Annotated in this window: 23 protein-coding genes; 18 read left to right on the top strand and 5 right to left on the bottom strand. The window is 54.2% G+C overall.

What is annotated here, in order from left to right; genetic code table 11:
- Positions 1 to 8 precede the first annotated feature (8 nt).
- From lspA to MDG893_RS17050, 10 genes are all read left to right on the top strand, one after another.
- Positions 9 to 527, top strand: coding sequence for a signal peptidase II (gene lspA, locus MDG893_RS17095; RefSeq protein WP_007155078.1), 519 nt, complete (start codon positions 9 to 11; stop codon positions 525 to 527).
- Complete coding sequence (gene fkpB / locus MDG893_RS17090) at positions 527 to 979, top strand: FKBP-type peptidyl-prolyl cis-trans isomerase (protein WP_007155077.1); 453 nt, start codon at positions 527 to 529, stop codon at positions 977 to 979. The genes lspA and fkpB overlap by 1 nt, the downstream gene beginning before the upstream one ends.
- A 59-nt stretch (positions 980 to 1,038) precedes the next feature.
- Positions 1,039 to 1,992 carry a 4-hydroxy-3-methylbut-2-enyl diphosphate reductase gene (gene ispH, locus MDG893_RS17085; RefSeq protein WP_007155076.1) on the top strand — a complete coding sequence of 318 codons (954 nt, stop codon included), beginning with the start codon at positions 1,039 to 1,041 and terminating at the stop codon, positions 1,990 to 1,992.
- A 184-nt stretch (positions 1,993 to 2,176) separates the two neighbouring features.
- Positions 2,177 to 2,782, top strand: a complete 606-nt coding sequence (locus MDG893_RS17080) for a GspH/FimT family pseudopilin (protein ID WP_007155075.1) — start codon at positions 2,177 to 2,179, stop codon at positions 2,780 to 2,782.
- 42 nt (positions 2,783 to 2,824) lie between these two features.
- Positions 2,825 to 3,373: a type IV pilus modification protein PilV gene (pilV, locus tag MDG893_RS17075; protein ID WP_007155074.1), complete on the top strand. Its 549-nt coding sequence runs from the start codon at positions 2,825 to 2,827 to the stop codon at positions 3,371 to 3,373.
- Between the two features lie 8 nt (positions 3,374 to 3,381).
- On the top strand, positions 3,382 to 4,476 hold the full coding sequence (locus MDG893_RS17070) for a PilW family protein (RefSeq protein ID WP_007155073.1): 1,095 nt from the start codon (positions 3,382 to 3,384) through the stop codon (positions 4,474 to 4,476).
- Positions 4,477 to 4,513: 37 nt separating this feature from the next.
- Positions 4,514 to 4,987 carry a pilus assembly PilX family protein gene (locus MDG893_RS17065; RefSeq protein WP_007155072.1) on the top strand — a complete coding sequence of 158 codons (474 nt, stop codon included), beginning with the start codon at positions 4,514 to 4,516 and terminating at the stop codon, positions 4,985 to 4,987.
- Positions 4,988 to 5,012: 25 nt separating this feature from the next.
- Positions 5,013 to 5,381 (top strand): hypothetical protein, encoded by a 369-nt coding sequence (locus MDG893_RS17060; RefSeq protein WP_007155071.1) that lies wholly within the window; start codon positions 5,013 to 5,015, stop codon positions 5,379 to 5,381.
- Positions 5,378 to 8,299 (top strand): PilC/PilY family type IV pilus protein, encoded by a 2,922-nt coding sequence (locus MDG893_RS17055; protein ID WP_007155070.1) that lies wholly within the window; start codon positions 5,378 to 5,380, stop codon positions 8,297 to 8,299. Before MDG893_RS17060 ends, MDG893_RS17055 begins: the two co-directional genes overlap by 4 nt.
- Before the next feature lie 13 nt (positions 8,300 to 8,312).
- Positions 8,313 to 8,753 carry a type IV pilin protein gene (locus MDG893_RS17050; RefSeq protein WP_040474728.1) on the top strand — a complete coding sequence of 147 codons (441 nt, stop codon included), beginning with the start codon at positions 8,313 to 8,315 and terminating at the stop codon, positions 8,751 to 8,753.
- Positions 8,754 to 8,802: 49 nt separating this feature from the next.
- Here the strand turns inward: MDG893_RS17050 and MDG893_RS17045 are convergent, their stop codons facing one another.
- From MDG893_RS17045 to MDG893_RS17035, 3 genes are all read right to left on the bottom strand, one after another.
- Positions 8,803 to 9,360, bottom strand: a complete 558-nt coding sequence (locus tag MDG893_RS17045; RefSeq protein WP_007155068.1) for a GspH/FimT family pseudopilin — start codon at positions 9,358 to 9,360, stop codon at positions 8,803 to 8,805.
- 96 nt (positions 9,361 to 9,456) lie between these two features.
- Complete coding sequence (locus tag MDG893_RS17040; protein ID WP_007155067.1) at positions 9,457 to 10,842, bottom strand: sigma-54-dependent transcriptional regulator; 1,386 nt, start codon at positions 10,840 to 10,842, stop codon at positions 9,457 to 9,459.
- Positions 10,843 to 10,895: 53 nt separating this feature from the next.
- Positions 10,896 to 12,509, bottom strand: coding sequence for a sensor histidine kinase (locus MDG893_RS17035; protein WP_007155066.1), 1,614 nt, complete (start codon positions 12,507 to 12,509; stop codon positions 10,896 to 10,898).
- A 118-nt stretch (positions 12,510 to 12,627) separates the two neighbouring features.
- Here MDG893_RS17035 and MDG893_RS17030 point away from each other — a divergent pair, with 118 nt between their 5' ends.
- Entirely contained in the window at positions 12,628 to 14,280 is a 1,653-nt protein-coding gene (locus MDG893_RS17030) for an NAD+ synthase (RefSeq protein WP_007155065.1), read from the top strand.
- 44 nt (positions 14,281 to 14,324) lie between these two features.
- On the opposite strand, the gene MDG893_RS17025 is transcribed toward MDG893_RS17030, so the two are convergent.
- Positions 14,325 to 15,161, bottom strand: coding sequence for an outer membrane protein assembly factor BamD (locus tag MDG893_RS17025; protein WP_040474727.1), 837 nt, complete (start codon positions 15,159 to 15,161; stop codon positions 14,325 to 14,327).
- Between the two features lie 136 nt (positions 15,162 to 15,297).
- Between MDG893_RS17025 and rluD the strand changes: the two genes are divergently transcribed.
- The 3 genes from rluD (at position 15,298) to clpB (ending at position 19,727) form a co-directional block, all read left to right on the top strand.
- Positions 15,298 to 16,275: a 23S rRNA pseudouridine(1911/1915/1917) synthase RluD gene (gene rluD / locus MDG893_RS17020; RefSeq protein ID WP_007155063.1), complete on the top strand. Its 978-nt coding sequence runs from the start codon at positions 15,298 to 15,300 to the stop codon at positions 16,273 to 16,275.
- Complete coding sequence (pgeF, locus tag MDG893_RS17015) at positions 16,265 to 17,008, top strand: peptidoglycan editing factor PgeF (protein ID WP_007155062.1); 744 nt, start codon at positions 16,265 to 16,267, stop codon at positions 17,006 to 17,008. The genes rluD and pgeF overlap by 11 nt, the downstream gene beginning before the upstream one ends.
- A gap of 142 nt (positions 17,009 to 17,150) precedes the next feature.
- Positions 17,151 to 19,727 (top strand): ATP-dependent chaperone ClpB, encoded by a 2,577-nt coding sequence (clpB, locus tag MDG893_RS17010; RefSeq protein ID WP_007155061.1) that lies wholly within the window; start codon positions 17,151 to 17,153, stop codon positions 19,725 to 19,727.
- Positions 19,728 to 19,794: 67 nt separating this feature from the next.
- Here clpB and MDG893_RS17005 read toward each other — a convergent pair whose 3' ends face one another.
- Entirely contained in the window at positions 19,795 to 20,253 is a 459-nt protein-coding gene (locus MDG893_RS17005; RefSeq protein ID WP_040474726.1) for a DUF4124 domain-containing protein, read from the bottom strand.
- Between the two features lie 498 nt (positions 20,254 to 20,751).
- Here MDG893_RS17005 and MDG893_RS17000 point away from each other — a divergent pair, with 498 nt between their 5' ends.
- From MDG893_RS17000 to pssA, 4 genes are all read left to right on the top strand, one after another.
- Positions 20,752 to 22,470 (top strand): acetolactate synthase 3 large subunit, encoded by a 1,719-nt coding sequence (locus MDG893_RS17000; protein ID WP_007155059.1) that lies wholly within the window; start codon positions 20,752 to 20,754, stop codon positions 22,468 to 22,470.
- A gap of 2 nt (positions 22,471 to 22,472) precedes the next feature.
- Positions 22,473 to 22,964, top strand: a complete 492-nt coding sequence (gene ilvN, locus MDG893_RS16995) for an acetolactate synthase small subunit (RefSeq protein WP_007155058.1) — start codon at positions 22,473 to 22,475, stop codon at positions 22,962 to 22,964.
- A gap of 68 nt (positions 22,965 to 23,032) precedes the next feature.
- The gene (gene ilvC, locus MDG893_RS16990) at positions 23,033 to 24,049 is read left to right on the top strand and encodes a ketol-acid reductoisomerase (RefSeq protein WP_007155057.1); all 1,017 of its coding nucleotides are present in this window, start codon (positions 23,033 to 23,035) and stop codon (positions 24,047 to 24,049) included.
- 90 nt (positions 24,050 to 24,139) lie between these two features.
- Positions 24,140 to 24,991, top strand: coding sequence for a CDP-diacylglycerol--serine O-phosphatidyltransferase (gene pssA / locus MDG893_RS16985; RefSeq protein WP_007155056.1), 852 nt, complete (start codon positions 24,140 to 24,142; stop codon positions 24,989 to 24,991).
- Positions 24,992 to 25,158: the final 167 nt, after the last annotated feature.

The raw sequence follows: 25,158 nt of genomic DNA, 5'->3' as shown, positions 1-25,158 counted from the left end.
AAAGCGTAATGAACAATACGGAAGAAACCGGCTCCAAGCTCCGCTGGCTTTGGCTGGCGGTGCTCGTTATCTTGCTGGACCTTGGGAGCAAGGCCCTGGCGACGGCCATGCTGACCTATGGCAATCCGGTACCGGTAATGCCACTGTTCAATCTGACCTTGCTGCACAACACCGGCGCGGCGTTTAGCTTTCTGGCCGGCGCCGCAGGCTGGCAACGCTGGTTTTTCGTCTCCCTGGCGCTGGTCGTCAGCGTGGTGCTGGTTGTATGGCTGAAATCCCTGCGGCGCGATGAAACCTGGTCGGCGATTGCCATCGTATTAATCCTCGGTGGAGCGCTGGGTAATGTGTACGATCGCGTTGTTCATGGTTACGTGGTCGATTTCCTGCATTTTTACTGGAATGACTACCACTTCCCCGCCTTTAACATCGCCGATACGGCCATCACCATTGGTGCCGGCATGATGATTCTGGATATTTTCCGCAAACCCCGGGAACCGGATGCGGACAACAGGAGCGACAATCGCTGATGAAAGAACTTCCCATAGATCAGGGCACACGCGTCACGCTTCATTTTGCGTTGAAGTTCAGTGATGGCGAGATCATTGATTCCACCTTCGAGAAAGACCCGGCAACGCTGGAAATCGGTGACGAGAACCTGCCGGAGAATTTTGAAGCGTATCTGATGGGTATGACAGCGGGCGAGCGAAATAGCTTCGAAGTGCCGCCTGAAAAGGCCTTTGGGCAACATAATCCGAGCAATGTGCAAACCTTCAAGCGGAGTGAGTTCAGCGCGGACATGGTGCTTGAGAAGGGCGTTATGATTTCTTTCGCGGATGCGCGGCAGAGTGAGTTGCCTGGCATGGTTAGCCGTGTGGAAGGAGATCAGGTCGAGGTGGACTTTAATCACCCTCTGGCGGGGCGTACACTGACGTTCGAAGTGGAAATTATTGACGTGGAGCCTGTTGGCCGGGCCCATTAACCGCATTTCGGTCTTCCTACAGGCTTCCGCAAACTTGTTTGATATCTCAGGGCAATTCTATGCAAATCCGACTCGCTAACCCTCGTGGCTTTTGTGCCGGTGTCGACCGTGCCATCGAAATCGTGAACCGTGCCCTGGATGTGTTCGGTGCGCCGATTTACGTGCGCCATGAAGTCGTGCATAACAAGTTTGTGGTGGACAACCTGCGCAATCGCGGCGCCATCTTTGTGGACGAGCTGGAAGAGGTGCCGGACGATAAACTGGTGATCTTCAGCGCCCACGGTGTGTCCCAGGCGGTGCAAAATGAAGCCGCGCGCCGGGGGTTGAAGGTGTTCGACGCAACCTGTCCGCTGGTGACCAAGGTTCACCTCGAAGTGATGAAGTACAGTCGCGATGGGCGTGAATGCATCCTCATCGGCCACCATGGTCATCCAGAGGTGGAAGGCACCATGGGGCAGTATGACCATGGCAACGGTGGCGATATCTATCTTGTGGAAGACGAGAAAGACGTGGCCGAGCTTTTGGTGAAAGACCCTTCCAAGCTGTCCTACGTTACCCAAACCACGCTATCCATGGACGACACTGCCCGAGTTATCGACGCTTTACGAGAAAAGTTTCCGGAAATCCAGGGCCCTCGCAAGAACGATATCTGCTACGCCACGCAGAACCGTCAGGATGCTGTGAAGCAGTTGGCCGGTGACTGTGACCTGATGCTGGTAGTGGGGTCGCCGAACAGCTCCAACTCCAATCGTTTGCGGGAGTTGGCGGAGCGTATGGGAACTCCGGCTTATCTTATCGACGAAGCGGCGCAAATCGATCCGCAGTGGCTTGATGGTAAAACCTCCATTGGCGTAACGGCAGGCGCATCCGCGCCGGAGGTGTTAGTGAACGATGTAATTTCCCGGTTAAGGGCCCTTGGCGGTGATACGCCGGAGGAAGTTTCCGGCCGTGAGGAGAATATCGTATTCTCTATGCCGCGGGAGTTGCGGATTGATGTGGTGGAGGTGTCATAGCGAGAGTGTTGCTTGGTTAGCAGGCCGCATTCTCGCTTACTTTGGCCCTGCCTATTGAGACGGATCTCACACAAAACCGTCTTTTCCTACCGTTTATCTTTTCCAAAAAACCGCTTGTCGCGATGCTGTGGATGTCAAAATGACGCTGCAGTAATGTCAGTGTGTACAAAAACAGGAATATTTTATGACTTTGGCGCGAAGTAACCGAGGTTTCACACTGGTCGAATTAATGCTGACGGTTATCGTTCTGGCCATAGTGGTAGGTCTTGCGGTGCCGTCGTTTCAGGCATTGATAATGAATAACCGGATCACCTCGCAGGTCAACGAAATCACAAGCTTGATCAGCTACGCCCGCAGTGAAGCCTCGAAACTGCCGGATGCAACTCTCACAGTTTGCCCGTCCACCGACGGCAGTTCCTGTGTTAATTCCGCAGCCTGGGAAGGCGGCTGGATAGTTATGCGGGATGCTGATGGCGATCGGACACTGGATGCCGGTGACGGTGATGAAATTCTGAGAGTCTTCCAGGGTCTGGCTGGGGGGAACACTCTAAGGGTTTCGGGGCTTTCCAGCTCCGGTGGCACCTATATCCAGTTTGCCGGTAACGGCTATCCGGTTCCGGAGAGTCTGGGCGCTTCAGCTGTCGGCACTCTCAGTATTTGCGATTCCAGGGGGGCTGACGAAGCTAAGGCCGTCGTTGTGAGCGTATCCGGGCAAACTCGTCTCGCCCGCGATAGCGATAATGACGGTGTGCTCAATGACCATGGCGGCGCCAACGTTTCATGCCCGTGAGTCCAGTTCGGTTACGTCTCAGTTTTGCTTGGGAATAAAAAGATGAAAACAAATCGCATTCCAGATACAGCCAAATCAAAGGCTAGCCCGGCCAGTCGCTCACGAGGCTTTACGCTTATAGAGATTCTCGTAACGCTTTTTATCCTTGCGGTGGGGCTCTTGGGGCTTGCAGGCCTGATGGTTGATGGCATGCGAAACAATCAGGGGGCATATCTTCGCACCCAGGCCAGCATCCTCGCATACGACATGGCTGACAGGATGCGCGCAAATCGTGAAGAGGCCGAGAATGGGGGTGAATATGCCGGGTTTTCAACGACTAACGCCTCGACAACCATAAATGCCTGCGCCTCCGCAGCTAGTGGCTGCACGCCAGAACAGCAGGCAACGGTTGACAAGGTGCAGTGGACCCGGCAAATCCAGGGTGCTGGCTCGGGAATGACTTTGCTGCCGGGTGGCGTGGGGACCATAGCTCATGACGCAGCTAACGACATTTTTACCATTCGCATTTCCTGGGATGAAACGAAGCGCGCTGGTGATACGGGTGAGAGCGTTACGGACGACAATGTATTTGAACTGAGCTTTTCGCTGTGAGGACTGTTATGGGGTTTACGCCAATTTCATTCGATAGCAGGGCGATCGCAGCCCAGAAAGGCTTGTCACTGATTGAGCTTCTGGTCGCCTTGGCACTCAGCGCCACTCTGATATTGGGCATTTTCACGGTGTATATGGATTCCAGTCAGACTTCTCGCCTGAGCACCTCTCTGGCGAGAATTCAGGAGTCGGCCCGTATAGGTGTTGATATTATTGCCCGGGATCTTCGAATGGTTGGTTTTCAGGGCTGCGCTGATCCTGATGACGTGACCATGAATGTGATTGCAGACAATCCCCCTACAAGTGACTTTTTTGCGACCACCCTTCGGGCCTGGGAGGTGACAGGGCCAAATTGGGCAGCTGGCACCGAGTTCGACGATCTGTCGATTGAGAGCAATGCTCGCGTCGGCAGTGATGTGATCGCCGTACAGCGAGGGGAAATCGCGAATGTCGAACTTACAGGGAACGTAACATCGGTCAACGCCAATGTTCAGGTTGCTGGTGCTGATGTGAACCAGTTTTCGCAGAACGATATGGTCTTGATTTCCGACTGTGAGAGCGCGGATCTGTTTCGTATTTCCAGTACTCCGAGTAGTGGTACCTGGGCCCATGCCAGCAATGTGAACTCAAGTAGCAAACTCAGCCAGGCATACAATGAGGACTCTCGAGTAATGAGATTCTCATCAACAATCTATTACGTCGCTGACACCGGGCGCGATGACAGCTTGGGTGAAGACATTTATGCCTTGTACCGCGCTAGAGATAACCTGCTAAACGCCGCAACCCCAACATTTCAGATCGATGAGCTGGTGGAAGGTGTGGAGAGCCTTCAGATAGAGCTTGGTGAGCAGTTGCCCAGCAATAGTTTTCGCTACGCTACTGCCGATGACGGAAGCCTCGATATGACCCGGGTGGTGGCTGCTCGTATCGGTTTGCTGGTCAGTGATTCGGAAAGAGTCAGGGATGACAATGATCAGGCCAGTTACGACCTGCCAGGAGAATTGATTACTGCAGCCTCCGGCTCCGGCGCAGTGAAGCATCCTGAGGACCGCCGATTACGTCGAAGTTTTATTACGACGGTCACACTGAGAAACCGGGATTAACCAACAGCTTATATTCAGTAAAGAGCGGGTTATCGTTATGAAAGACTTTAACATCAAGAAGGGACAAAAGGGGGCGGTGCTGGTTATCAGCCTTGTGCTTTTGCTGGTGCTTACTTTGATGGGGGTTGCTGGCATGAACAGTTCCACCATGCAGGAGAGAATGGCTGCAAACGCGCAAAATTCGAATCGGGCGTTCCAGGGCGCGGAGAGCAGTGTCTGGGCGCTATTGGAACAGCTTTATGACAACGATCTCTCCTTACTGCGGGATTCGATGAAGTCCGCCGATGAGAAAAGCAATGTTGTCAGTTACACGCTTGATTCCGCGAAAGGCATCTCCGGCACACACCAGGCTAGATACCTTGGCGAGGTGATTATTACCAGCGGGAGTTCCATGGATGCCAACGAGAGCTCCCCAACGCTCAAGGGATACCGTTACGAACTGAAAGGCACTGCGACAATGGCGGGCTCCGGTGCAGGAGCAACGATTTATAAAGGCATTGAATACTACTGAGCGTAATGAGCTCGAAGGGGGCGATATGACAAGATTCAGAATGTTTCAGAGTCTATGGTTGGTGGTAATAACGACCATGATTGCAGTTTCGAGCGCCTCTGCGCAGAGCGATTCTGAAAGTACGATTCAGGGGTATGAGGCAAGTGAAATTCATCTTACTCTCGACTCTCGAAATAATGTGCTGGGGTTGCGAGTAGTAGAGTGTGAACTCTGTACGCAGCATTCTTACCTGCCGGCCCAGGATATTGTTATCAGTGAGGGGGCGAAGGATCTGTCAGCAGAGAACTATCCGAAGGTAAGTGGTCGCTCAGGCACCATTATGTTTGATGATAGAAATAAAATGGTGTTTGAAGTTAACTTCTGGACGCCGCTCGGTGAAGGAGAGGTGAGATGAAATACTTCAGCAATATCCTTACAACTGTATTGTCGGCTGCTTACTTTACGATGGCTGGTACTGCGGCGATTGCAGACGATACCGAGATCTTTTTCACCGATGCAGATGGTGTGGTAAAGCCCAACATCATGTTTATTCTTGATGTTTCGGGAAGTATGGGAACGGCAGATGTTGGCGGCAAAACCCGCCTTCGAGTAATGAAGGACGTTACCAAAGATCTTTTCGCTGATATGGAAGACGTCAATGTTGGTTTGATGGTGTTTGGTGGTAATGAAGGGGGATATTTTAAGTCTGCTGTCAGCCCTATTGAAAACAAGAGGGCCGCATTGATTGACAGTATCGAAGATCTAAGTGACGGAGGTAATACACCGCTTTCCGAGACCCTGTTCCAGAGTATGCGTTACTTTCAGGGTGAAGATTATTTCATCCGGTATTGGGACGAGCCCTATCAGGATGCTAATGGCAACTGGGTTGCTGACGTACCACCAGGTGTTACTGAAGATGGTAAGTACAAGAGCCCTATCGAATACGAATGCCAGCCAAACAGTGTTGTTCTCCTAACTGATGGCGAACCCACGGAGGATACCAACCACGAGGGTGACTTTGAGGCAGTCTTGGGATCAGGAGCCTGCGTAGATAACTGCTTGGACGAAATCGCTGGATATATGTGGGAGAACGATATGATCCCTCCATCTAACGACCCTGATGATGATTTTCGGGGCGACCAGCGTATTTCAACATATACTGTGGGCTTCAAGACCGATCAAAAATTGCTCGGCGATGCGGCGGCAAAGGGTAACGGAACATACTTTAAGGCTGAGAACGCAGCGTCCTTGAAGTCGGCTTTTGATGATCTGTTTACTGATGTACTGGCTCGCTCTACAACCTTTGCAGCTCCCGGCATCGCTGTTAATACCTTCGATCGCCTGAATCACCTCGATTCGTTGTACTTCGCGGTTTTTCAGCCTGATACGGTTCCCTTGTGGGATGGGAATCTTAAAAGGTATCGGCTTGGTGTCGTGACTAATGATACGACCGGTGAGAAAGAAGCGGTGATTCTGGACGCAGACGGTAATGAAGCGGTCGATCCAACTACGGGTTTTTTCTCTGATGTGGCTCGAAGTTGGTGGAGCCCTGCTGCGGATGGCAAGGAAGTTGGTGCGGGTGGTGCGGCTTCACAACACGAAGATCCTAACAGTAATCGTAACGTTTATACGTATGTTGCTTCTTCAAACAAGACTAGCCTTACTGCCGTCCAAAACAAAGTCGTAGCAACCAACAGCAACATTACAGCTGCGATGCTGGGTGATCCATCGATGAGCAATACGGACCGTTCTGCGCTGATAGACTGGATTCGCGGACAGGATCTGGATGACTCGGATAATGATGGCAATACGGAAGATTCCCGCAAGTTCATCGCGGACCCTCTTCACTCGGTGCCTCACCTAATTGTATATGGAGGAACGGCTGATAGTCCCACGACAGCTGTCTTCTTTGGTGATAATCAAGGCTTTATTCATGGAATCAGCGGGGAGTCGGGCAATACCCATTTCTCGTTTATTCCTGAAGAACTGTTTCCGAATCAGGCCAGCCTGAAGACCAACAAAGAGGGCGAAGCCCGAACCTACGGAATGGATGGCACTATCGTCAGTTGGGTATTTGATGACGACTTCGATGGCCAGATAAATGACGGTGATGACCACGCTTATATATACTCAGGCATGCGAAGGGGTGGCTCAAGCTATTATGGCCTGGATGTTACCGATCCGGGCTCTCCAAGTTTCCTCTGGCAAATTGAAGGCGGCGTAACCGGAGGGTCTTTCGAAGAGCTTGGTCAGACCTGGTCGACCCCGACCAAAACCAAAGTGAAAATTTCCAACAAGCAGTATGAGGTTTTGATTTTCGGTGGCGGTTATGACACCAATCAGGACAACGTCGATGTTCGGACACCTGACAGTGTTGGCCGCGCTATCTATATAGTGGACGCAGAGACCGGTGATCGTCTCTGGTGGGCTGGGCCGACGGGCAGTGGTGCTGATCTTGAGCTGGCGACCCTCGAATATAGTATTCCGTCTGCGCCGAAGGTGATTGATGTGACAGGTGACGGCCGCGCTAACCAGATCTACATTGGCGATATGGGCGGGCAGATTTTCCGGTTCGATATCACGAATGGCAACAGTGCTAGTACTCTTGTGACGGGGGGAAGAATAGCGGACCTTGCTGGTACAGGCGCTTCGGATGCACGGCGTTTTTATCACGCACCGGATATTTTTGGCATCAAGATCGGTGGCGCCAGGTATCTAGGGCTCGCCATTGGCTCGGGGTATCAGGCTCATCCTCTGGATGAGGCTATCAATGACCGGTTCTACATGCTAAGGATGCCGGATGTTACATCTCCTCCCGTTGATGCGGACGGCAACGTTGATTATACCGCTTTGACGGAAGCATCGCTTTATAACGCTACTGATAATCTCATTCAGGATGGCGTAACTGAAGCGGATCGTGCAGCAGCAGCTGAAGCTCTGGGTAATTCAAAAGGATGGTATATCAGTCTGAACAATACCGGCGAGAAGGTGTTGTCTACAAGCCAAACCATCAATAACGAAATCTTTTTCACAACGTACGAACCTACTCCTAGCACCAATCCGTGTGTGCCGGCGGCAGGCACATCGAGGCTCTACCATGTATCTGCACTGGATAGTCGTGCAGTCGTGAACTACGACGAGTCAGACGGTGCTGATGGAACCAGTGATGACCTCACTGTCGCAGACCGATTCGTGGAATTGAATACAATCGGCTTGCCCCCTAATCCTCAAAGGATGCGTGTTGACGACACAGATATCGTATGCGTTGGTGCTGAGTGTCGGACGGTGGATTCAGTCGTCGGCGTTGTTGAAACCTACTGGTTTGAGGAGTAAGCCTTTGTTTGCCATGAAGACTAAAAAAGGTTTCACGTTAATAGAGTTGATGATCGTGGTGGCAATCGTCGGTATATTGGCGGCGGTTGCCTACCCAAGCTATCTCGAGCACGTTGAGAGCACTCGTCGTTCAGATGCTCAGGGCGCACTTTCGGGGTTGGCCAATGCGATGGAACGTCATTACACGACGAACAGCAGTTACAAAAATGCCGCTGAAAGCGGTGATACAGGGAGCCCCGGTATTTATCCCAATGAGGCGCCACTAGATGGGTCGACCAAATTCTATGATTTGACGATTCAGTCTGCCAATGATTCTTCCTATGTTTTGCGTGCGACTCCGAAGAACGGCCAGGCGGGTGATGGCATCATGGAGCTCACGTCCACAGGTGTAAAACGCTGGGATAAGGACAACAACGGGACATTTGCTACCGCTGAGAATACATGGAGCAAGTAAATCATATGCTCTAGCGGGCCGGTCAGGCCCGCTACTCTCAACAGTCAGGTCAGCATCTCAACTCGGTGCCCCACGGCAGCATAATCAGGCTGTCGTGATCGTCGTCATGCTGTATTCTCAACCGTCCACCCTTATTGAGGGCAAGGTAACTCATCAGTTTTTTTCGGGCATGACTTGAGCAGACTATGAGGCTGCCCGTCATTCCATGAGTGGTTCCATTTGGTGAGAAACGCAGATAGCCCTTGCCGCCGGTTCGTGACCTGACGCTGAAACTGTCCGGCCTGGAAATAACGCGCAATACTTCGTCCCCATCCGGTTTTCCGTCATGATTGCTGTCATGGAAAACCGACACTTCGCTGTTCCAATCATCAATACAGGTGCTTGCTGCAGACAATGGGCAGATTGTAACCACTTTGCCGCTGGTGACCGCTTCCCATCGGGCATAAGCGAAGTGGTCCTGATAGGAAAGGATCAGGTTGCGATGTCTGGATGTATCAACCCAGCCACCCCAATTGCTGAGGGTGTAGCTACCGGCGACGGCAATAAAAACAAGTACGGTCAGAAGCTCTATAAGGGTAAAGCCTGAGGCAGAACGATAAAGGGTCATCCTTGATTCTCCGCTTATGTTCCTTCCTGGAACAATGTTTAGTAGTTTTCACGAGGCGCCGGACACTCGACCGGCGTCAAAATTCTACAATAAGTGTCACTCCATCCCCAACTTCTTCAACCGATATCTCAACGCCCTGAAACTGATCCCCAGCCTTTTGGCAGCCGCCGTCTTGTTCCACCGGGTTGCCTCAAGGGCTTTCTCGATGGCTTGCCGCTCTATGGTTTCCAGGTAGTTTTCCAGATCAATTTCTCCCTCAGGTGCGGCCAGTGCTTCATGCTCAGCGGAGAACGCCGTGCTACCGGCGGGTGCGAGTCCGGATGGTGCCGGGCAGTTACCCAGATGAAGGTCTTCGGGGCCAATCAGGTCTGCATCGCAGAGCGTAAAAGCCCGTTCCAGGATGTTCTCCAGTTCTCGCACATTGCCTGGAAACTCATAGCCTTTTAGCCTCTCGATCGCTTCTCGGGTCAGTGATGCTGGCTCGCACTCGTATTCCCGGGCGATACGCTCGAGAATGTGTCCTGAGAGGAGGTTGATATCATCTGGTCGGTCTCTCAGCGCCGGCACCGCTAACTCGATAACGTTGATCCGGTAAAACAGATCCTGTCGAAACTCGCCTTCTTGTACCAGGTTGGGTAGGTCCTTGTGGGTGGCGCTTAGCACGCGAATATCCACCGGTACCTCTTTGGTGTCACCTACTGGCCGAACGGCTTTTTCCTGAATAGCACGCAACAGCTTTACCTGCATGGCGAGAGGTAGGTCGGCAACCTCATCCAGGAACAGGGTGCCGCCATCGGCGGAGCGAAACAGGCCGTCCTTGTTGTCCACAGCGCCTGTAAAACTTCCTTTCTTGTGGCCGAAAAACTCGCTTTCCATCAACTCCGATGGGATTGCACCGCAGTTAACCGCGATAAATGGCTTGTCCCGGCGAGGGCCCTGGATGTGGATCATTCGAGCCACCAGTTCCTTGCCGCTGCCGGATTCGCCGCTTATGAACACGGGGGCCTGGCTTCTGGCCAGTTTTCGCACCTGGTTTCTCAGGCGCTTGATTTCCGAGGACTGCCCCAGTAGAAGGCCCGGCTCATCAGGGCCTGATTCGGATTCTGGCGCTGGTTCCGAAAGTTTTAGAGCACTATTCACCAACTCTCTAAGTCGCGGAAGCTCGACCGGCTTGGACACGAAATCGAATGCTCCGGCCTTCAGGGACTCAATGGCCGTATCCATGTTGCCGTAGGCAGTAATGACGGCCACCGGGGTGCTAGGCGTATTCTGCTGTATCCACTGCACCAGCTCGATACCATTGCCATCGGGCAGGTTCATGTCTGTCAGGCAGAGTTGTGGTTTGTGTTCACCCAGAAGCTTTTTCGCGCAGGTGATGTCTGGCGCGGTCAGGGTTGTTATTCCCATTCGGCTGAGTGTGATTTCCAGAAGGTCCCGGATATCGGGTTCGTCGTCTACGATCAGGGCGGTATGAGTGGTCATTGGATTGTTATCGGTTCCATGTCGTTATTCAGACTACCGGGCTTCCGGGTTTGTTAGATCATCCGTCCATGGTGGGCGAATGTAATGCGGAAACAACAGCCGGGCTGGTTGCCTTCTACCAGGGACAGGTGAGCCTGATTAGCCTCGCACAGTTCTCGTGCCAGATAAAGGCCGAGCCCTGTCCCACTCTTGTCGGTTGTGAAAAAAGGTTCAAAAACAGATACGCGGTGCTCTGGAGCGATGCCCGGGCCGAAATCGCGAACATCTACATAGGCGCGCTCACCATCGCCGGTAACGCCCGCATACAGTTCGATGCGGCGTTCGCCCGTTGCCTGCTTACTATACCGGAGGCCATTGTCGCAGAGGTTTACCATCACCTGCTCAATCTGGCTGATATCAAAGCGCGCCAGGGGCAGTTCGCGTTCTGTGCGAAGCAGAATGTCGTCGGACTTCTGGTGTTCATTACTCTGGGTTTGCAGGTAATCGTCACGGAAGGCGGATAACCATTGGCCGACGTCAATCAGGTCGGTGTCGGCAGCGCGTCGTCGCGACAGGTCAAGCACGTTTTCAATGATGCCATTCACCCGGCGGGAGTGTCGTTCGATAATGTCCAGCATTTTGCGATCCCCCTCATCCAGGTTGGGAGATTCGTTCATCAACTGGGACGCGTGGCTGATAGCGCCCAGGGGATTACGAATTTCATGGGCAATACCTGCGGTTAGTCGCCCCAGGGAAGCCAACTTCATTTGCTGGGCTTGTTGCGTCACCCTGCTCATGTCATCGATAAATACCAGAATCTGGTCGCCTCGTTGCTGATCGAGCTGAGTGAAATTGGCTTGTACCACGGGCGAGGTTTGTGTGGCCTGGAAAGGTTCTGTTCTGCGGGCAGGGTCTTTCAGCCAGGCGTCTAGGCCTCTTCGGAGCGGTCGCGGCAGATTTCGTCCCCGGCTGGGTAGTTTCGTGTCCTCGGTGGTCGTGCCAAACAGCAATTCTTCCGCAGCAGCATTGGCCAGACGGATGCGCCCAAACCGGTCGAGCACAAGAATGCCGGTTCTCATACGTTGGATAATCTGACGATTGATCTGCTCCAGTTCGGCAATGCTGCGGGCGCGGGAACTGGCAAGTGCTTCGCTGCGCAGCATGCGCCGCGATATATATTGAAGGATGAACGCAGCGGCAAAATAGAGAATACCGAGGGAGCCAGCACGAACAATTTCATCGGCTGAGTCGCCAAACACCAGCACGGACCAGGTCGAGATACCCAGAGAACAGATAGCACCCAACGCCGCGTAGAAGGTGCCGATCCTGGTAGGGGTAAGGATGTTACCTGCAGCAACAGAAACAATAACCAGATTGGCCAGCCCGTTGGTAATGCCGGTGCTGGTAATCAGGAGTCCATGCAGGAGCAGGATGTCCATCAATATGGATACAGTGATATGGCGGCTTCTGGGCTGAAAACCTGCCAGCATTATCAGTGCGATGAAGCCATTGATGGCGAGATAGCAGACCACCCCGGCCTGGTAATAATCCATCGATCGGAAGCGGGAGTCGAAGTTTATGGGGTCCACAAACAGCAACGCCACCAGTATAACGCTGACGACGACGCGGTAGTGGTTATAGATCCGAAACAGCCGGCCCCGCTGGTTTGACGGTGGTGTATCGGTCATGGGTTGCTGATCAGGAGTGATTGGTTGCGCCATCGTCCAGTGGATATCCCGCGAGAATTCTGATGTCTTGCGGGGTTATAATAGCCTTTTAATGGCAATGAGTTACAGGAGCTGCGTTATGTCCGTGCAAAAGGATGGCCAGGAGCCCGGAAAACTTCGGGTAGTGATGGCCCAACTCGATTTTCTGGTGGGCGATATCCCTGGCAATACCCAAAAGGTGATTGAGGCGACCCGACGCGCGGAGCAGGAGCATCAGGCGGACCTGGTTGTTTTCCCGGAACTGTGTCTTACGGGTTATCCACCGGAAGACCTTTTGTTACGTCCCAGTATGGATGTGCGTGTTGCAGATGCGCTGGAAACCTTGCGTGGGGAACATCTGGGCCCTGCCATCATCGTGGGGGCTCCTATACGGGAGGGCGCTCTGCTTTACAATGCTGCGGTCGCCATCGAGCAAGGAAATATAACCGGGCGCTACTTCAAGCGGTTTCCCCCCAATTACCAGGTTTTCGACGAGAAGCGCTATTTTGCGAATGGTGTGGATACCCTGGTCATGGATATCAAAGGGGTGCCAGTGGGTATTACCATATGTGAGGACATTTGGAGCGAAGGGCCGGTGGAAGACGCTGCCGCGGCAGGCGCCAGGCTGGTCGTCAACCTCAATGCGTCACCTTACGATATTGACAAGCAGGTGCGCCGAAAGGCTCTGGTAGAGCGCAAGGCTTTTGAGAATCGGGTCAGTATTGTCTACGTCAATCTGATCGGCGGGCAGGACGAACTGGTCTTTGATGGTGGCTCTGTGGTTTACGACCATTCCGGGGTGCTCGCAGCCGAAGCACCACAGTTCAGCGAAGGGCTCTATCCGGTGGACTTCGTCTGTGAACATCATTGCCAGCCAATCCCGCAGCCTGCCATTGCGGAGCCTTCGCTGGAGGAAAATGTCTACAAAGCCCTTGTCTTGGGGGTGCGGGACTACGTTAACAAGAATGGCTTTAAATCCGTAGTCCTGGGGCTCTCCGGCGGTATCGATTCAGCGGTAACCCTGGCTATTGCGGCGGATGCTCTTGGGGCCGACCGGGTACGCGCAGTGATGATGCCTTTTCGCTATACCTCGGGGATGAGTATTGAGGACGCAGAAGCCGAGGCTGTGGCCCTGGGCGTTCAGTACGACGTGTTCTCCATTGAGCCTATGTACGATGCCTTTATGGAAACATTGGCGGCCCCGTTTGAGGGTACGAAGCCAGATACCACCGAGGAGAACCTGCAGGCACGGCTGCGGGGCGTCCTGCTGATGTCTCTATCCAACAAGTTCGGTTCGCTGGTCCTGACAACGGGCAACAAAAGTGAAATGGCGGTGGGCTACTCAACCCTTTACGGAGATATGGCCGGAGGGTTTGACGTGCTCAAGGATGTCCCCAAAACCCTGGTTTTTCGCCTCGCCTGGTACCGCAACAGTGTTTCGCAGGTGATTCCGGAACGGGTCATTACCCGTCCGCCGTCGGCGGAACTGGCACCGGATCAAAAAGACGAGGATAGCCTGCCGGGATACGACGTTCTCGATCAGATCCTCAATCTCTATGTGGAGCGGGATCTCAGTGCCGATGCCATTGTGGCTCAGGGATTCGACAGGGCGGATGTCGATCGCGTGGTGCGGCTGGTGGATATCAACGAATACAAGCGCAGGCAGGCGCCGATAGGCGTGAGAATTACCGAACGGGGTTTTGGTAAGGACCGGCGTTATCCGATTACCAATGGCTGGAAAAGCGGAAAGTAGGTTGTCTGTGGGCTGCCTGATTGCTCGGGCAGCCCTGGAAAACCTTATTCGTCGCCCATCAGGCCGAAGGTGACCACGCTAGACAGGGAGCGGTCCTCGCGTTTGAGGATGTCTGGCTGGAACTCTCCGCTCTCATTGAAGGCCGTGCTGTCCGGGAAGTTCTCTTTCAGCATCGCTACGGCATCCGTTGCACCTTTTTTCAGATCCATGAAACGGAACGTTTCCGCCAGGATAATCAAAGCCTCTTCGACGGACGGCGTCGTTGAATAGTTTTCGATAATATAGCGAGCCCGGTTGTTCGCGGCAATGTAGGCTTCCCGACTGATGTAGTATCGTGCCGCGTAAAGTTCCAGTTCAGCCAGACGGTTGCGGATTGCGATCATACGCTGGCGAGCATCTGGAGCGTATTCGCTGGAGGGGTAACGGTTCAGCAGTTCGGAAAAGTCCTGGAACGCCTGGCGCTGTTCGCCGGGGTCTCTTGCCGAAACGTCCACCGGGAAGTAGCGGGCGGCCAGGCCAATATCCAGATTATAGGATGCCAGGCCGCGCATATAGAGCGCATAGTCGGCGTGATCGCTCTGTGGGTTCAGTCGAAGAAAACGGTCTGCCGCCGCGCGAGCCCCTTCCAGGTCAAGGTTCTGGTAGCGGGCATAAATGAGGTCCAATTGGGCCTGTTCCGCATAGCGGCCAAATGGGTAGTAGGTTTCCAGATAGTCGAGGTTCTGCTCGGCTTCGTTGAAGTTGCCCGAGTTCATCGCATCGCGGGCATTTTCGTAATAGGTTTGCTCCGGCAGTACTTCTTCCTGCTTATCGTTCGATGCGCAGGCACTGATGAATAGTGCTGCGGTGGTGACTAGCAGTAATCGGACAACTGATCTCATGCCGGAATCCCGTATAATGGCAAAATTCGAAATGACGGCCATTGTAACGGGGATCCGTTCACATGTGCAGTGGCACGCGCCGTGGATTCAGAAATTCTGACTCAAACGTAACACTCATACCGGCCCCGGGGGCTCAATGTCATCTGAAAACCGTATTATCGCCAGCTTCTCCGTTCCACCGGAGCACAGCGACCGCCGCCTGGATCAGGCTGCAGCCGAATTGATGCCAGAGCACTCGCGTTCCCGACTGCAGGGCTGGATCAAGAGCGGCGCGCTGACGGTCAATGGAAAGTCCTGTAAACCCCGGGACAAGGTGATGCTGGGCGACCGGCTCGAACTGGATGCGGAGCCGGAGGCGCAGGTTAGCTGGGAAGCGGAATCGATAGACCTGGATATTGTGTACGAGGATGAGCACCTGTTGGTCATCAACAAGCCTGCAGGCCTTGTGGTCCACCCGGCGGCAGGCCACGCTGATGGTACCCTGGTCAATGCCCTTCTCAACCATGCCCCGGAAGTGGAGAACCTGCCCAGAGCGGGTATTGTGCATCGTCTCGACAAAGACACGTCCGGTATCATGGTGGTAGCACGTAGCCTGATTGCTCACACATCGCTGGTCGACCAGTTGCAGACCCGGACCATGGGGCGGGAGTACGAAGCCATTGTTGTCGGGACCCTTACAGGAGGCTCGACGGTGGACGCGCCGATTGGTCGCCATCCCCGTGAGCGCAAGAAGATGGCGGTCGTGCCCACGGGCAAGCCAGCGGTAACGCATTATCGCCTGGTGGAGCGCTTTGCAGCGCACACCCACGTTCGCTGCAAGCTGGAGAGCGGTCGTACCCACCAAATAAGGGTTCATATGGCCCACGTGAAACATCCATTGGTGGGCGACCCCCAATACGGTGGTCGGCTACGCTTGCCGAAAGGCACAACGGACGAGTTGAGGGAGGTGCTTGCCAGTTTCCAGAGGCAGGCGCTCCATGCACGCCAATTGACTTTGGAACACCCGCAAACCGGTGAGATACTGACTTGGGAGGTGCCGCTGCCTGATGACATCGAAGGTCTGCTGGCCGCGCTTCGCAAGCACGTTAAGGAGCTGGAGAGCCATGACGTCTGAACTGCCGGTGATTGTCCCTGACTGGCCGGCTCCGGCCTGGGTTCATGCCGCATGCACGACGAGAATGGGCGGGGTCAGTCAGGCGCCGTGGCAGTCCCTGAACCTCGGCACGCATGTGGGAGATCATCCCGATGATGTGGCGAAAAATCGGTCCCTGCTTGGGCAGTGGGCTGGGCCCGGCTTGCAGTCATTCGGTTGGCTTAATCAGGTTCACGGTACCGACGTCGCTGAATTGCCGCAGTCGGGTTCGGTCACCGCGGATGCCAGTGTGACCTCCCAGCCTGGGGTGGCATGTGTGGCGATGACAGCGGACTGTCTTCCGGTGCTTTTCTGCAACCCTGTCAGTGGCCAGGTGGCCGCTGCCCATGCTGGCTGGCGCGGCTTGTGTGGTGGTGTTCTGGAGCGAACGATTGAGCATCTGGGCAACCCCGCGGCCGTCCTGGCGTGGTTGGGACCGGCCATTGGTCCTGAGCAGTTTGAGGTTGGCCCCGAGGTCAGGGAGGCTTTCCTGATGAACGATTCCCAATCGGGTGATGCATTCATTTCCAATCCCCGAAATCCAACGCATTATCTTGCGGATATCTATGAGCTTGCCCGGCAGAGGCTGGCAATGGCAGGTGTGCTTCAGGTCTACGGTGGTGAATTCTGCACGGTAACCGATAGTGAGCGGTTCTTCTCCTATCGTCGAGACGGGCAAACCGGGAGAATGGCAAGCCTGATATTCATCTCATGATGTTCGTCAATTTTCTGACACTTTCCAGTCCGGTCTGCTTGAACTCCCACCAATCGCCCCTACATTAACTGTCAAAGCAGACGCAATGTCGCCGATGGGTGTCTCCAATCGGTTAAGTGACAGAGATTTGGGAAGACGGATTATGAGAATCGACAAACTGACTAGCAAACTCCAGACCGCACTGGCCGACGCCCAGTCCCTGGCGGTAGGCAGGGATCACAATTTTATAGAACCCGTGCACCTGATGCAGGCGCTGATGGATCAGGAAGGCAGCTCCATCAAGCCGCTGTTGAAACAGTCGGGCGCTGAGCCTTCCCGGATACGCCAGGCTGTGGCCCGGGAGATTGAAAACCTGCCGGAAGTGCAGGGCTCTGCCGGCGATGTCTCTATGTCAAACGATATGGGACGGCTGTTCAATATTGCCGATAAGCTGGCGCAGAAACGGGGTGACCAGTTCATTTCCAGCGAATTGCTGCTGCTGGCGGCACTTGAGGATCGGGGCAGCCTTGGACGGGTTCTGCGGGAGCAGGGTGTCGACAAATCCGCATTGGAGCGCGCCATCGATGAGATTAGAGGTGGTGAGTCGGTTGACGATGCGTCTGCGGAAGAGAATCGTCAGGCGCTCTCTAAATATGCCATTGATCTGACCGAACGTGCCGAGGCTGGCAAGTTGGACCCGGTGATTGGCCGCGATGATGAGATCCGTCGGACCATTCAGGTGCTGCAGCGTCGTCGCAAGAACAATCCAGTGCTTATTGGTGAGCCCGGCGTGGGTAAGACCGCGATTGTAGAAGGACTTGCCCAGCGGATTGTCAACGGCGAGGTGCCGGAAGGGCTCAAGAATAAGCGTGTGCTGTCATTGGATATGGGCTCGCTGATTGCGGGCGCCAAGTTCCGGGGTGAGTTTGAAGAGCGCCTCAAATCCGTGCTGAATGAGTTGGCCAAGCAGGAAGGACAGATCATCCTGTTTATTGACGAAATTCACACCATGGTTGGTGCGGGTAAAGCGGAAGGCTCCATGGATGCCGGCAACATGCTCAAGCCCGCTTTGTCGCGCGGGGAATTGCATTGCGTAGGTGCTACCACTCTTGATGAATACCGCGAGAATATTGAAAAAGATGCTGCCCTCGAGCGTCGGTTCCAGAAGGTTTTGGTTTCCGAACCCACCGAGGAGGACACCATCGCGATCCTCCGTGGCCTGAAGGAACGCTACGAAGTTCATCACGGTGTGGAAGTCACAGACGGTGCCATCATCGCAGCGGCCAGGTTGTCTCATCGTTACATCGCCGACCGTCAGTTGCCCGACAAGGCCATTGATCTGGTGGACGAAGCGGCAAGCCAGATCCGCATGGAGATGGACTCCAAACCCGAAGCGCTGGATCGCCTTGAGCGGCGTCTGATCCAGTTGAAAATTGAACGGGAGGCGTTGAAAAAGGAAACCGATGCGGCGTCCAAGAAGCGGCTCTCCGAACTCTCGGAAGTCATCTCCGGTATCGAGCGTGAGTATGCGGATCTGGAGGAGGTCTGGAATACCGAAAAAGCGGCACTGCATGGTTCCCAGAAGATCAAGAGTCAACTGGAACAGGCTCGGATAGACCTGGAAAATGCCCGCCGTGCCGGTGATCTCGGCCGCATGTCTGAGTTGCAATACGGCCAGATTCCGGAGCTGGAGCGCCAACTGGACATGGCAAGCCAGGCGGAAATGATGGAGATGAAGCTGCTGCGTAACCGCGTGACCGATGAGGAAATCGCCGAAGTGGTGTCCAAGTGGACAGGTATTCCGGTTTCGAAAATGCTGGAAGGCGAGCGCGACAAACTGATGCGAATGGAGGAAGCCCTCCATGGCCGTGTCATCGGCCAGGACGAAGCGGTCGAGGCCGTTTCCAATGCGGTTCGTCGGTCTCGTGCAGGGTTGTCAGACCCTCACCGCCCGAATGGTTCTTTCCTGTTTCTGGGGCCGACCGGTGTGGGTAAAACCGAGCTCTGTAAGGCTCTGGCATCGTTCCTGTTCGACACCGAGGAGGCCATGGTTCGAATCGACATGTCTGAGTTCATGGAGAAACATTCCGTCGCTCGACTGATTGGTGCACCTCCCGGATACGTTGGTTACGAGGAGGGCGGCTACCTGACTGAAGCGGTCCGCCGCCGGCCATACTCAGTGTTACTTTTGGATGAAGTTGAGAAGGCGCACCCGGACGTATTTAACATCCTGTTGCAGGTGCTGGAGGATGGGCGCCTTACAGATGGTCAGGGCAGAACGGTGGATTTTCGCAATACCGTCATCGTGATGACCTCAAACCTTGGCTCGGACATCATTCAGCAGAAGGCAGGTGAGGAAAACTACGAAGCTATGAAAAGCGATGTTATGGCCGTAGTGGGTACTCACTTCAGGCCAGAGTTCATCAACCGGGTGGATGAAGTGGTGGTGTTCCATCCGCTGGCTGAAAGCCAGATTCAGGGCATTGCCCGGATTCAGGTTGATGCTCTGGGCAAGCGCCTGAAAGAGCAGGATATGTCGTTGGTGCTGGATGACGCGGCGATGGAGCTGCTGGCGGAAGTTGGCTATGATCCCGTTTACGGTGCTCGGCCATTGAAGCGAGCCATTCAGCGAATGATTGAGAACCCGCTGGCCCAGAGGTTACTGCAAGGAGACTTCCTGCCCGGTGATACCATTCGTGGCTCGGTGAAAGATCATGGTTTGGAGTTTTTAAAGGCATAATGCCAGCAGCGAAGAGGCGGAGCATTGTGCTCCGCCTCTTCCGGGTCAGTCAGCAGCATCTCTTGTTCTAACCTTCGGCAGGTCCGCCGCAGTTTTCCTCCGCGATTTTTTCAAACTGTTGTTTCTGTTCCTCGATTTCTTCGGGGGTCAGATACCGCAGTTCCCCTTTCTCTTCTATACGGATCCGGCTGTTCTGCTGAATTAGCTTAAGATTGGTGCGTGCGGTTTCGCAGTTGGCTTCCCGTTGTTTGCGTCGGGCTTCTTCTACGGCGCTTTCCTGGCGTTCCTCGCTTTCTTTGGCTTCCCGGGTTTCAAGTTGTTCCAATTGTTCCTGCGGGCTCATCCGGTTACCCCCTGAGGATTTGCCGGTGCGGACATTGACGGACTCCGCCTGCTGTCCGGCTGGCTGCCGATCGCCAAAGTGCGTAACCCCGTCTTCGTCGGTCCATTTGTACACGGAAGCCGCGAAAGCCATTGCTGGTGTCGCAGCCAGAAGTACTGCCAGGGTGAGGGTTTTTCTGTTCATGCCGTTGCTCATTCCGCGTTAGCCTTGTCGAAGTACCGCCCGTGGCGGCACCGTCTCTATGTTAGCCTATGTTTATCTTGCCATTTGTAAAGGCAACTTTCTTTAGTCTGGTTCAAATAGTTGCACAAAGTATGGCAGACCTTCGGCGGGTGCGGGCAGAGAAAACGTCCGCCGCTATTGACAGGGAGTTTGGCGCTGTCAAAATTACCGATTGCCTGAAGACTGGGGTCAATACGGCAGGCAATCCCGAGCGAGTATCCCCCGTTAATTACCACACTGAATGCCCCGCGCAGGTCGCGGACTGGTTGTTGCTTACGTGCAACCCGTTGATTGGCCGTTCTCCGCAACCCTCAGGAGGGCGGCTGGCCAGGAGACAACCTCTTAATAGCTGGTGTGGCGGAGTATCCGGTTCAGCTTTCACAAGAAGCATGATGTCCGGACATCCAGGCAACCGGGACGTTTCCCGGCTCATTCACTCGTAAAAGAGGGTAGAATATCGTGGAGTTATTGTCTGGCGCCGATATGCTGATCCGGTCCCTGCAAGATGAGGGGATCGAATACATATATGGCTATCCGGGTGGTGCAGCGCTGCATATTTATGACGCGCTGTTCAGGCAGGACAAGGTTAAGCACATTCTGGTGCGTCACGAGCAGGCTGCGGTCCACATGGCCGACGGTTACGCCCGTGCCACCGGATTACCGGGCACCGTTCTGGTGACCTCGGGTCCTGGCGCCACCAACACCATCACTGGCATTGCCACTGCCTTCATGGATTCCATTCCCATGGTGGTTCTGTGCGGTCAGGTTGCATCTACGCTGATCGGTGAAGATGCATTCCAGGAAACCGATATGATCGGTGTCTCCCGGCCCGTTGTGAAACACAACCTGAGTGTCCGTCATCCGGAAGAAATTCCCGAGATCGTCCGCAAGGCCTATTACATTGCCTCAACCGGTCGTCCCGGACCAGTTGTTGTTGATATCCCGAAAGATATGACAACGCCAAACGAACGCTACGAGTATGTCTTCCCCAAGAAGGTCAAGCTCCGTTCGTACAATCCGGCCATTCGTGGCCACGCTGGGCAGATCAAGAAAGCCGTTGATATGCTCATGGCAGCCAAACGTCCCATCATTTACGCGGGCGGCGGTGTCATCCTTGGCAAAGCAACGGATCAGCTGACTGAGTTGGTCAGAATGTTGGGGTACCCGATTACCAATACTCTGATGGGCATTGGCTGTTATCCCGCTTCCGATACGCAACACATCGGCTGGCTGGGCATGCACGGTACCTACGAATCCAACATGGCCATGCATCATTCGGATCTGATCCTTTGTGTGGGTGCGCGCTTCGATGATCGGGTGACCAATGCGACAGAGAAGTTCTGTCCTGGTGCCCGCATTGTCCATATCGATATCGATCCGGCCTCCATCTCCAAAACCATTGATGCGGATGTTCCCATTGTTGGTCCTGTGGATGCGGTGCTCAAGGAAATGATCACTCTCGTCAAAGAGAGCAAGGAAAAGCCCGACGCGGACGCAATCGCCGCGTGGTGGAAGCAGATTGAAGAGTGGCGGGCATTCCATGGTATGCGTTACGAAACCAGCCCGGATGTCATCAAACCGCAGGAAGTGGTAGAGGCGCTCTGGAAGCTTACCAATGGTGAAGCCTTTGTGACCTCCGACGTAGGTCAGCACCAGATGTTTGCTGCCCAGTACTACAAATTTGATAAACCCAATCGCTGGATCAACTCCGGCGGCCTCGGCACTATGGGCTTCGGCCTGCCGGCGGCCATGGGAGTCAAGTTGAACTTCCCTGATGACGAGGTGCTTTGCATTACCGGTGAAGGCAGTATCCAGATGAATATCCAGGAGCTGTCGACCTGTAGTCAGTACGATATTCCGGTAAAGATCATCAATTTGAACAACCAGGCCCTGGGTATGGTCAAGCAGTGGCAGGACATGAATTACGAGTCCCGTCACTCCCAGTCCTACATGGAGTCCCTGCCGGACTTTATAAAACTGGCTGAGGCTTATGGCCATGTTGGTGTCCGCATCGACCGGAAGGAAGATCTGGTGCCAAAACTTAAAGAAGTGCTGGCGATGAAAGACAAGCTGGTTTTCGTTGATATCTACGTGGATCGTTTTGAGCACGTTTACCCAATGCAGGTGGCCCGTGGTTCAATGAAGGACATGTGGCTCAGCAAGACGGAGAGGGTCTGATCATGCGTCGAATCATTTCTGTGTTGCTGGAAAACGAGCCCGGTGCATTGTCCCGTGTTGTTGGTCTGTTCTCGCAGCGAAACTACAACATTGAAACCCTGACGGTAGCGCCTACTGAAGACGAAACCCTGTCGCGCCTGACGGTCACAACCACCGGCTCGGACAAGGTCATCGAACAGATCACAAAGCAGCTCAACAAGCTGATTGAAGTGGTCAAGCTGGTGGATCTGACCGAGGGCTCCCACATTGAGCGCGAGCTTATGTTGGTCAAGCTCAAGGCGACCGGGTCCCAGCGTGCCGAGATCAAACGCACGGTTGATATCTTCCGTGGTCAGATCGTGGATGTTACCAGTTCGGTCTATACCGTTCAGTTGGCCGGTGCCAGTGAGAAGCTGGACGGCTTTATTCAGGCGGTGGGTACTTCGGGTGTGCTGGAGGTTGTTCGCAGCGGGGTTTCGGGCATCGCCCGTGGTGAAAAAGTATTAAGCCTGTAACAGGCACTGACATCATTCTGTACAATGACGGCCCCTAAAAGGCCAATACAATATTATAGAGGTTTTCCATGCAGGTTTATTACGATAAGGATTGTGATCTTTCCATCATTCAGGGCAAGAAAGTTGCCATCATCGGTTTTGGCTCACAGGGGCACGCGCATGCATGCAACCTGAAAGAGTCCGGTGTGGATGTAACGGTTGGTCTGCGTCCCGGCTCATCTTCAATTGCTAAAGCAGAAGCTTATGGTCTGAAAACCAGTGACGTGCCAGCAGCGGTTGCCGCGGCTGATGTGGTTATGGTCCTGACACCGGACGAGTTCCAGGCGCAGCTGTACAACGCAGAAATTGAGCCGAACCTGAAGCAGGGCGCCACTCTGGCATTTGCCCACGGTTTTGCGATCCATTACAACCAGATCGTGCCGCGTAAGGATCTGGACGTGATCATGATTGCCCCGAAAGCGCCGGGCCACACTGTACGCACCGAATTTACCCGTGGCGGCGGTATCCCCGATCTGATTGCCATCTTCCAGGATGCTTCCGGCAACGCCAAGAACCTGGCGCTCTCATACGCCAGCGGTATCGGTGGCGGCCGCACTGGCATCATCGAAACCACCTTCAAGGATGAGACTGAAACCGATCTGTTTGGTGAGCAGGCTGTTCTTTGTGGTGGTACTGTTGAGCTGGTAAAGGCGGCCTTCGAAACACTCGTGGATGCCGGTTACGAGCCTGAAATGGCGTACTTCGAGTGTCTGCACGAGCTGAAGTTGATTGTTGACCTGATGTACGAGGGCGGTATCGCCAACATGAACTACTCCATCTCCAACAACGCGGAGTATGGTGAGTACGTGACCGGTCCTGAGATCATCAACGAGCAATCCCGCGAAGCCATGCGCAATGCCTTGAAGCGCATCCAGACCGGTGAATATGCCAAGATGTTCATTCAGGAAGGCAGCAGCAACTACCCATCTATGACGGCCCGTCGCCGCATCAATGCCGAGCATCAGATCGAGACCGTTGGTGAAAAGCTGCGTTCCATGATGCCCTGGATCTCCGCGAACAAGATCGTGGACAAAGACAAAAACTGATCCGATACTTCGGACTGGTTTGGAAAACGCGGCCCGGGTGGCCGCGTTTTTCGTATATACTCCGCCTAAATGCTTTCCGGAGTGATTGGAATGACTGATGAAAAGAAGCAGGCCGAAACACAGGCTGAAAAGAAAGATGTTCGGGGGCGGTCAGGCGCCTCTGGTCATGAGCATGATATTGAGTCCGGCGAGGTTGTCGAGGAAGAGTTGGTAGAAGGTGCTCCGGTTCGTCGCAAGGGGATATACCTGCTGCCTAATGCGCTGACAACGGCTTCCCTGTTTTCTGGCTTCTACGCGATCGTTTCCGCTGCAAACGGCGTGTTCGACAATGCCGCGATCGCAATCTTCGTATCCATGATCCTGGATGGGCTTGATGGTCGGGTTGCCAGGTTGACCAATACCCAGAGTAAGTTCGGCGAGGAATACGACAGTCTCGCGGATATGGTCGCCTTTGGTGTGGCTCCGGGGATGGTGGCGTTCTTCTGGTCACTGAACAGTCTTGGTCAGGTTGGTTGGGCCATTACCTTTATCTATGTTGCGGGTGCTGCTTTGCGGTTGGCGCGATTCAACACCCAGATCGGCTCCATGGACAAGAAGTTTTTCGTGGGGCTGCCCAGTCCTGCAGCCGCAGCGTGTGTTGCCGGATTGGTGTGGTGTTTTCATGCGATGGAGCCGGCCAGTTGGCTAACCCTCATGACGATTGTCGTCGTTGGCGGTTGTGGTGTACTGATGGTCAGCAACATTCTCTATAAGAGTTTCAAGGATCTGGACATGCGGGGGCGGGTGCCGTTCGCTGCAATACTCCTGGTGGTGCTGATGTTTGTGGTTGTCGCGCTTGATCCGGCAACGGTCCTGTTTAGCGGGTTCCTTGTTTATGCGTTGTCGGGGCCGGTTTTTGCCTTGTTTAGAAAATCGCGCCGTTCGGCAGGTGAATCCTCGTAGTTTTGGTCTAGAAGTGAGCTTTCTGCTTGCGATTTGAGCAGCTTTATAAGGGCTAACCGAGACAGGCTGAAAATAATTGATTAACCTCGTTGACACATTCTCAGGGCTCTGTAGAATGCGCATCTCTTTCGAGGGGAACGCCACTGAGGCGGGCCAGAAATGAAAGG

Origin of the sequence: Marinobacter algicola DG893, assembly GCF_000170835.1 — a bacterium.
GTDB lineage: Bacteria > Pseudomonadota > Gammaproteobacteria > Pseudomonadales > Oleiphilaceae > Marinobacter > Marinobacter algicola.
The sequence above is the reverse complement of the archived record's forward strand: the minus strand, read 5'-3'. Positions and strand labels throughout refer to the sequence as shown.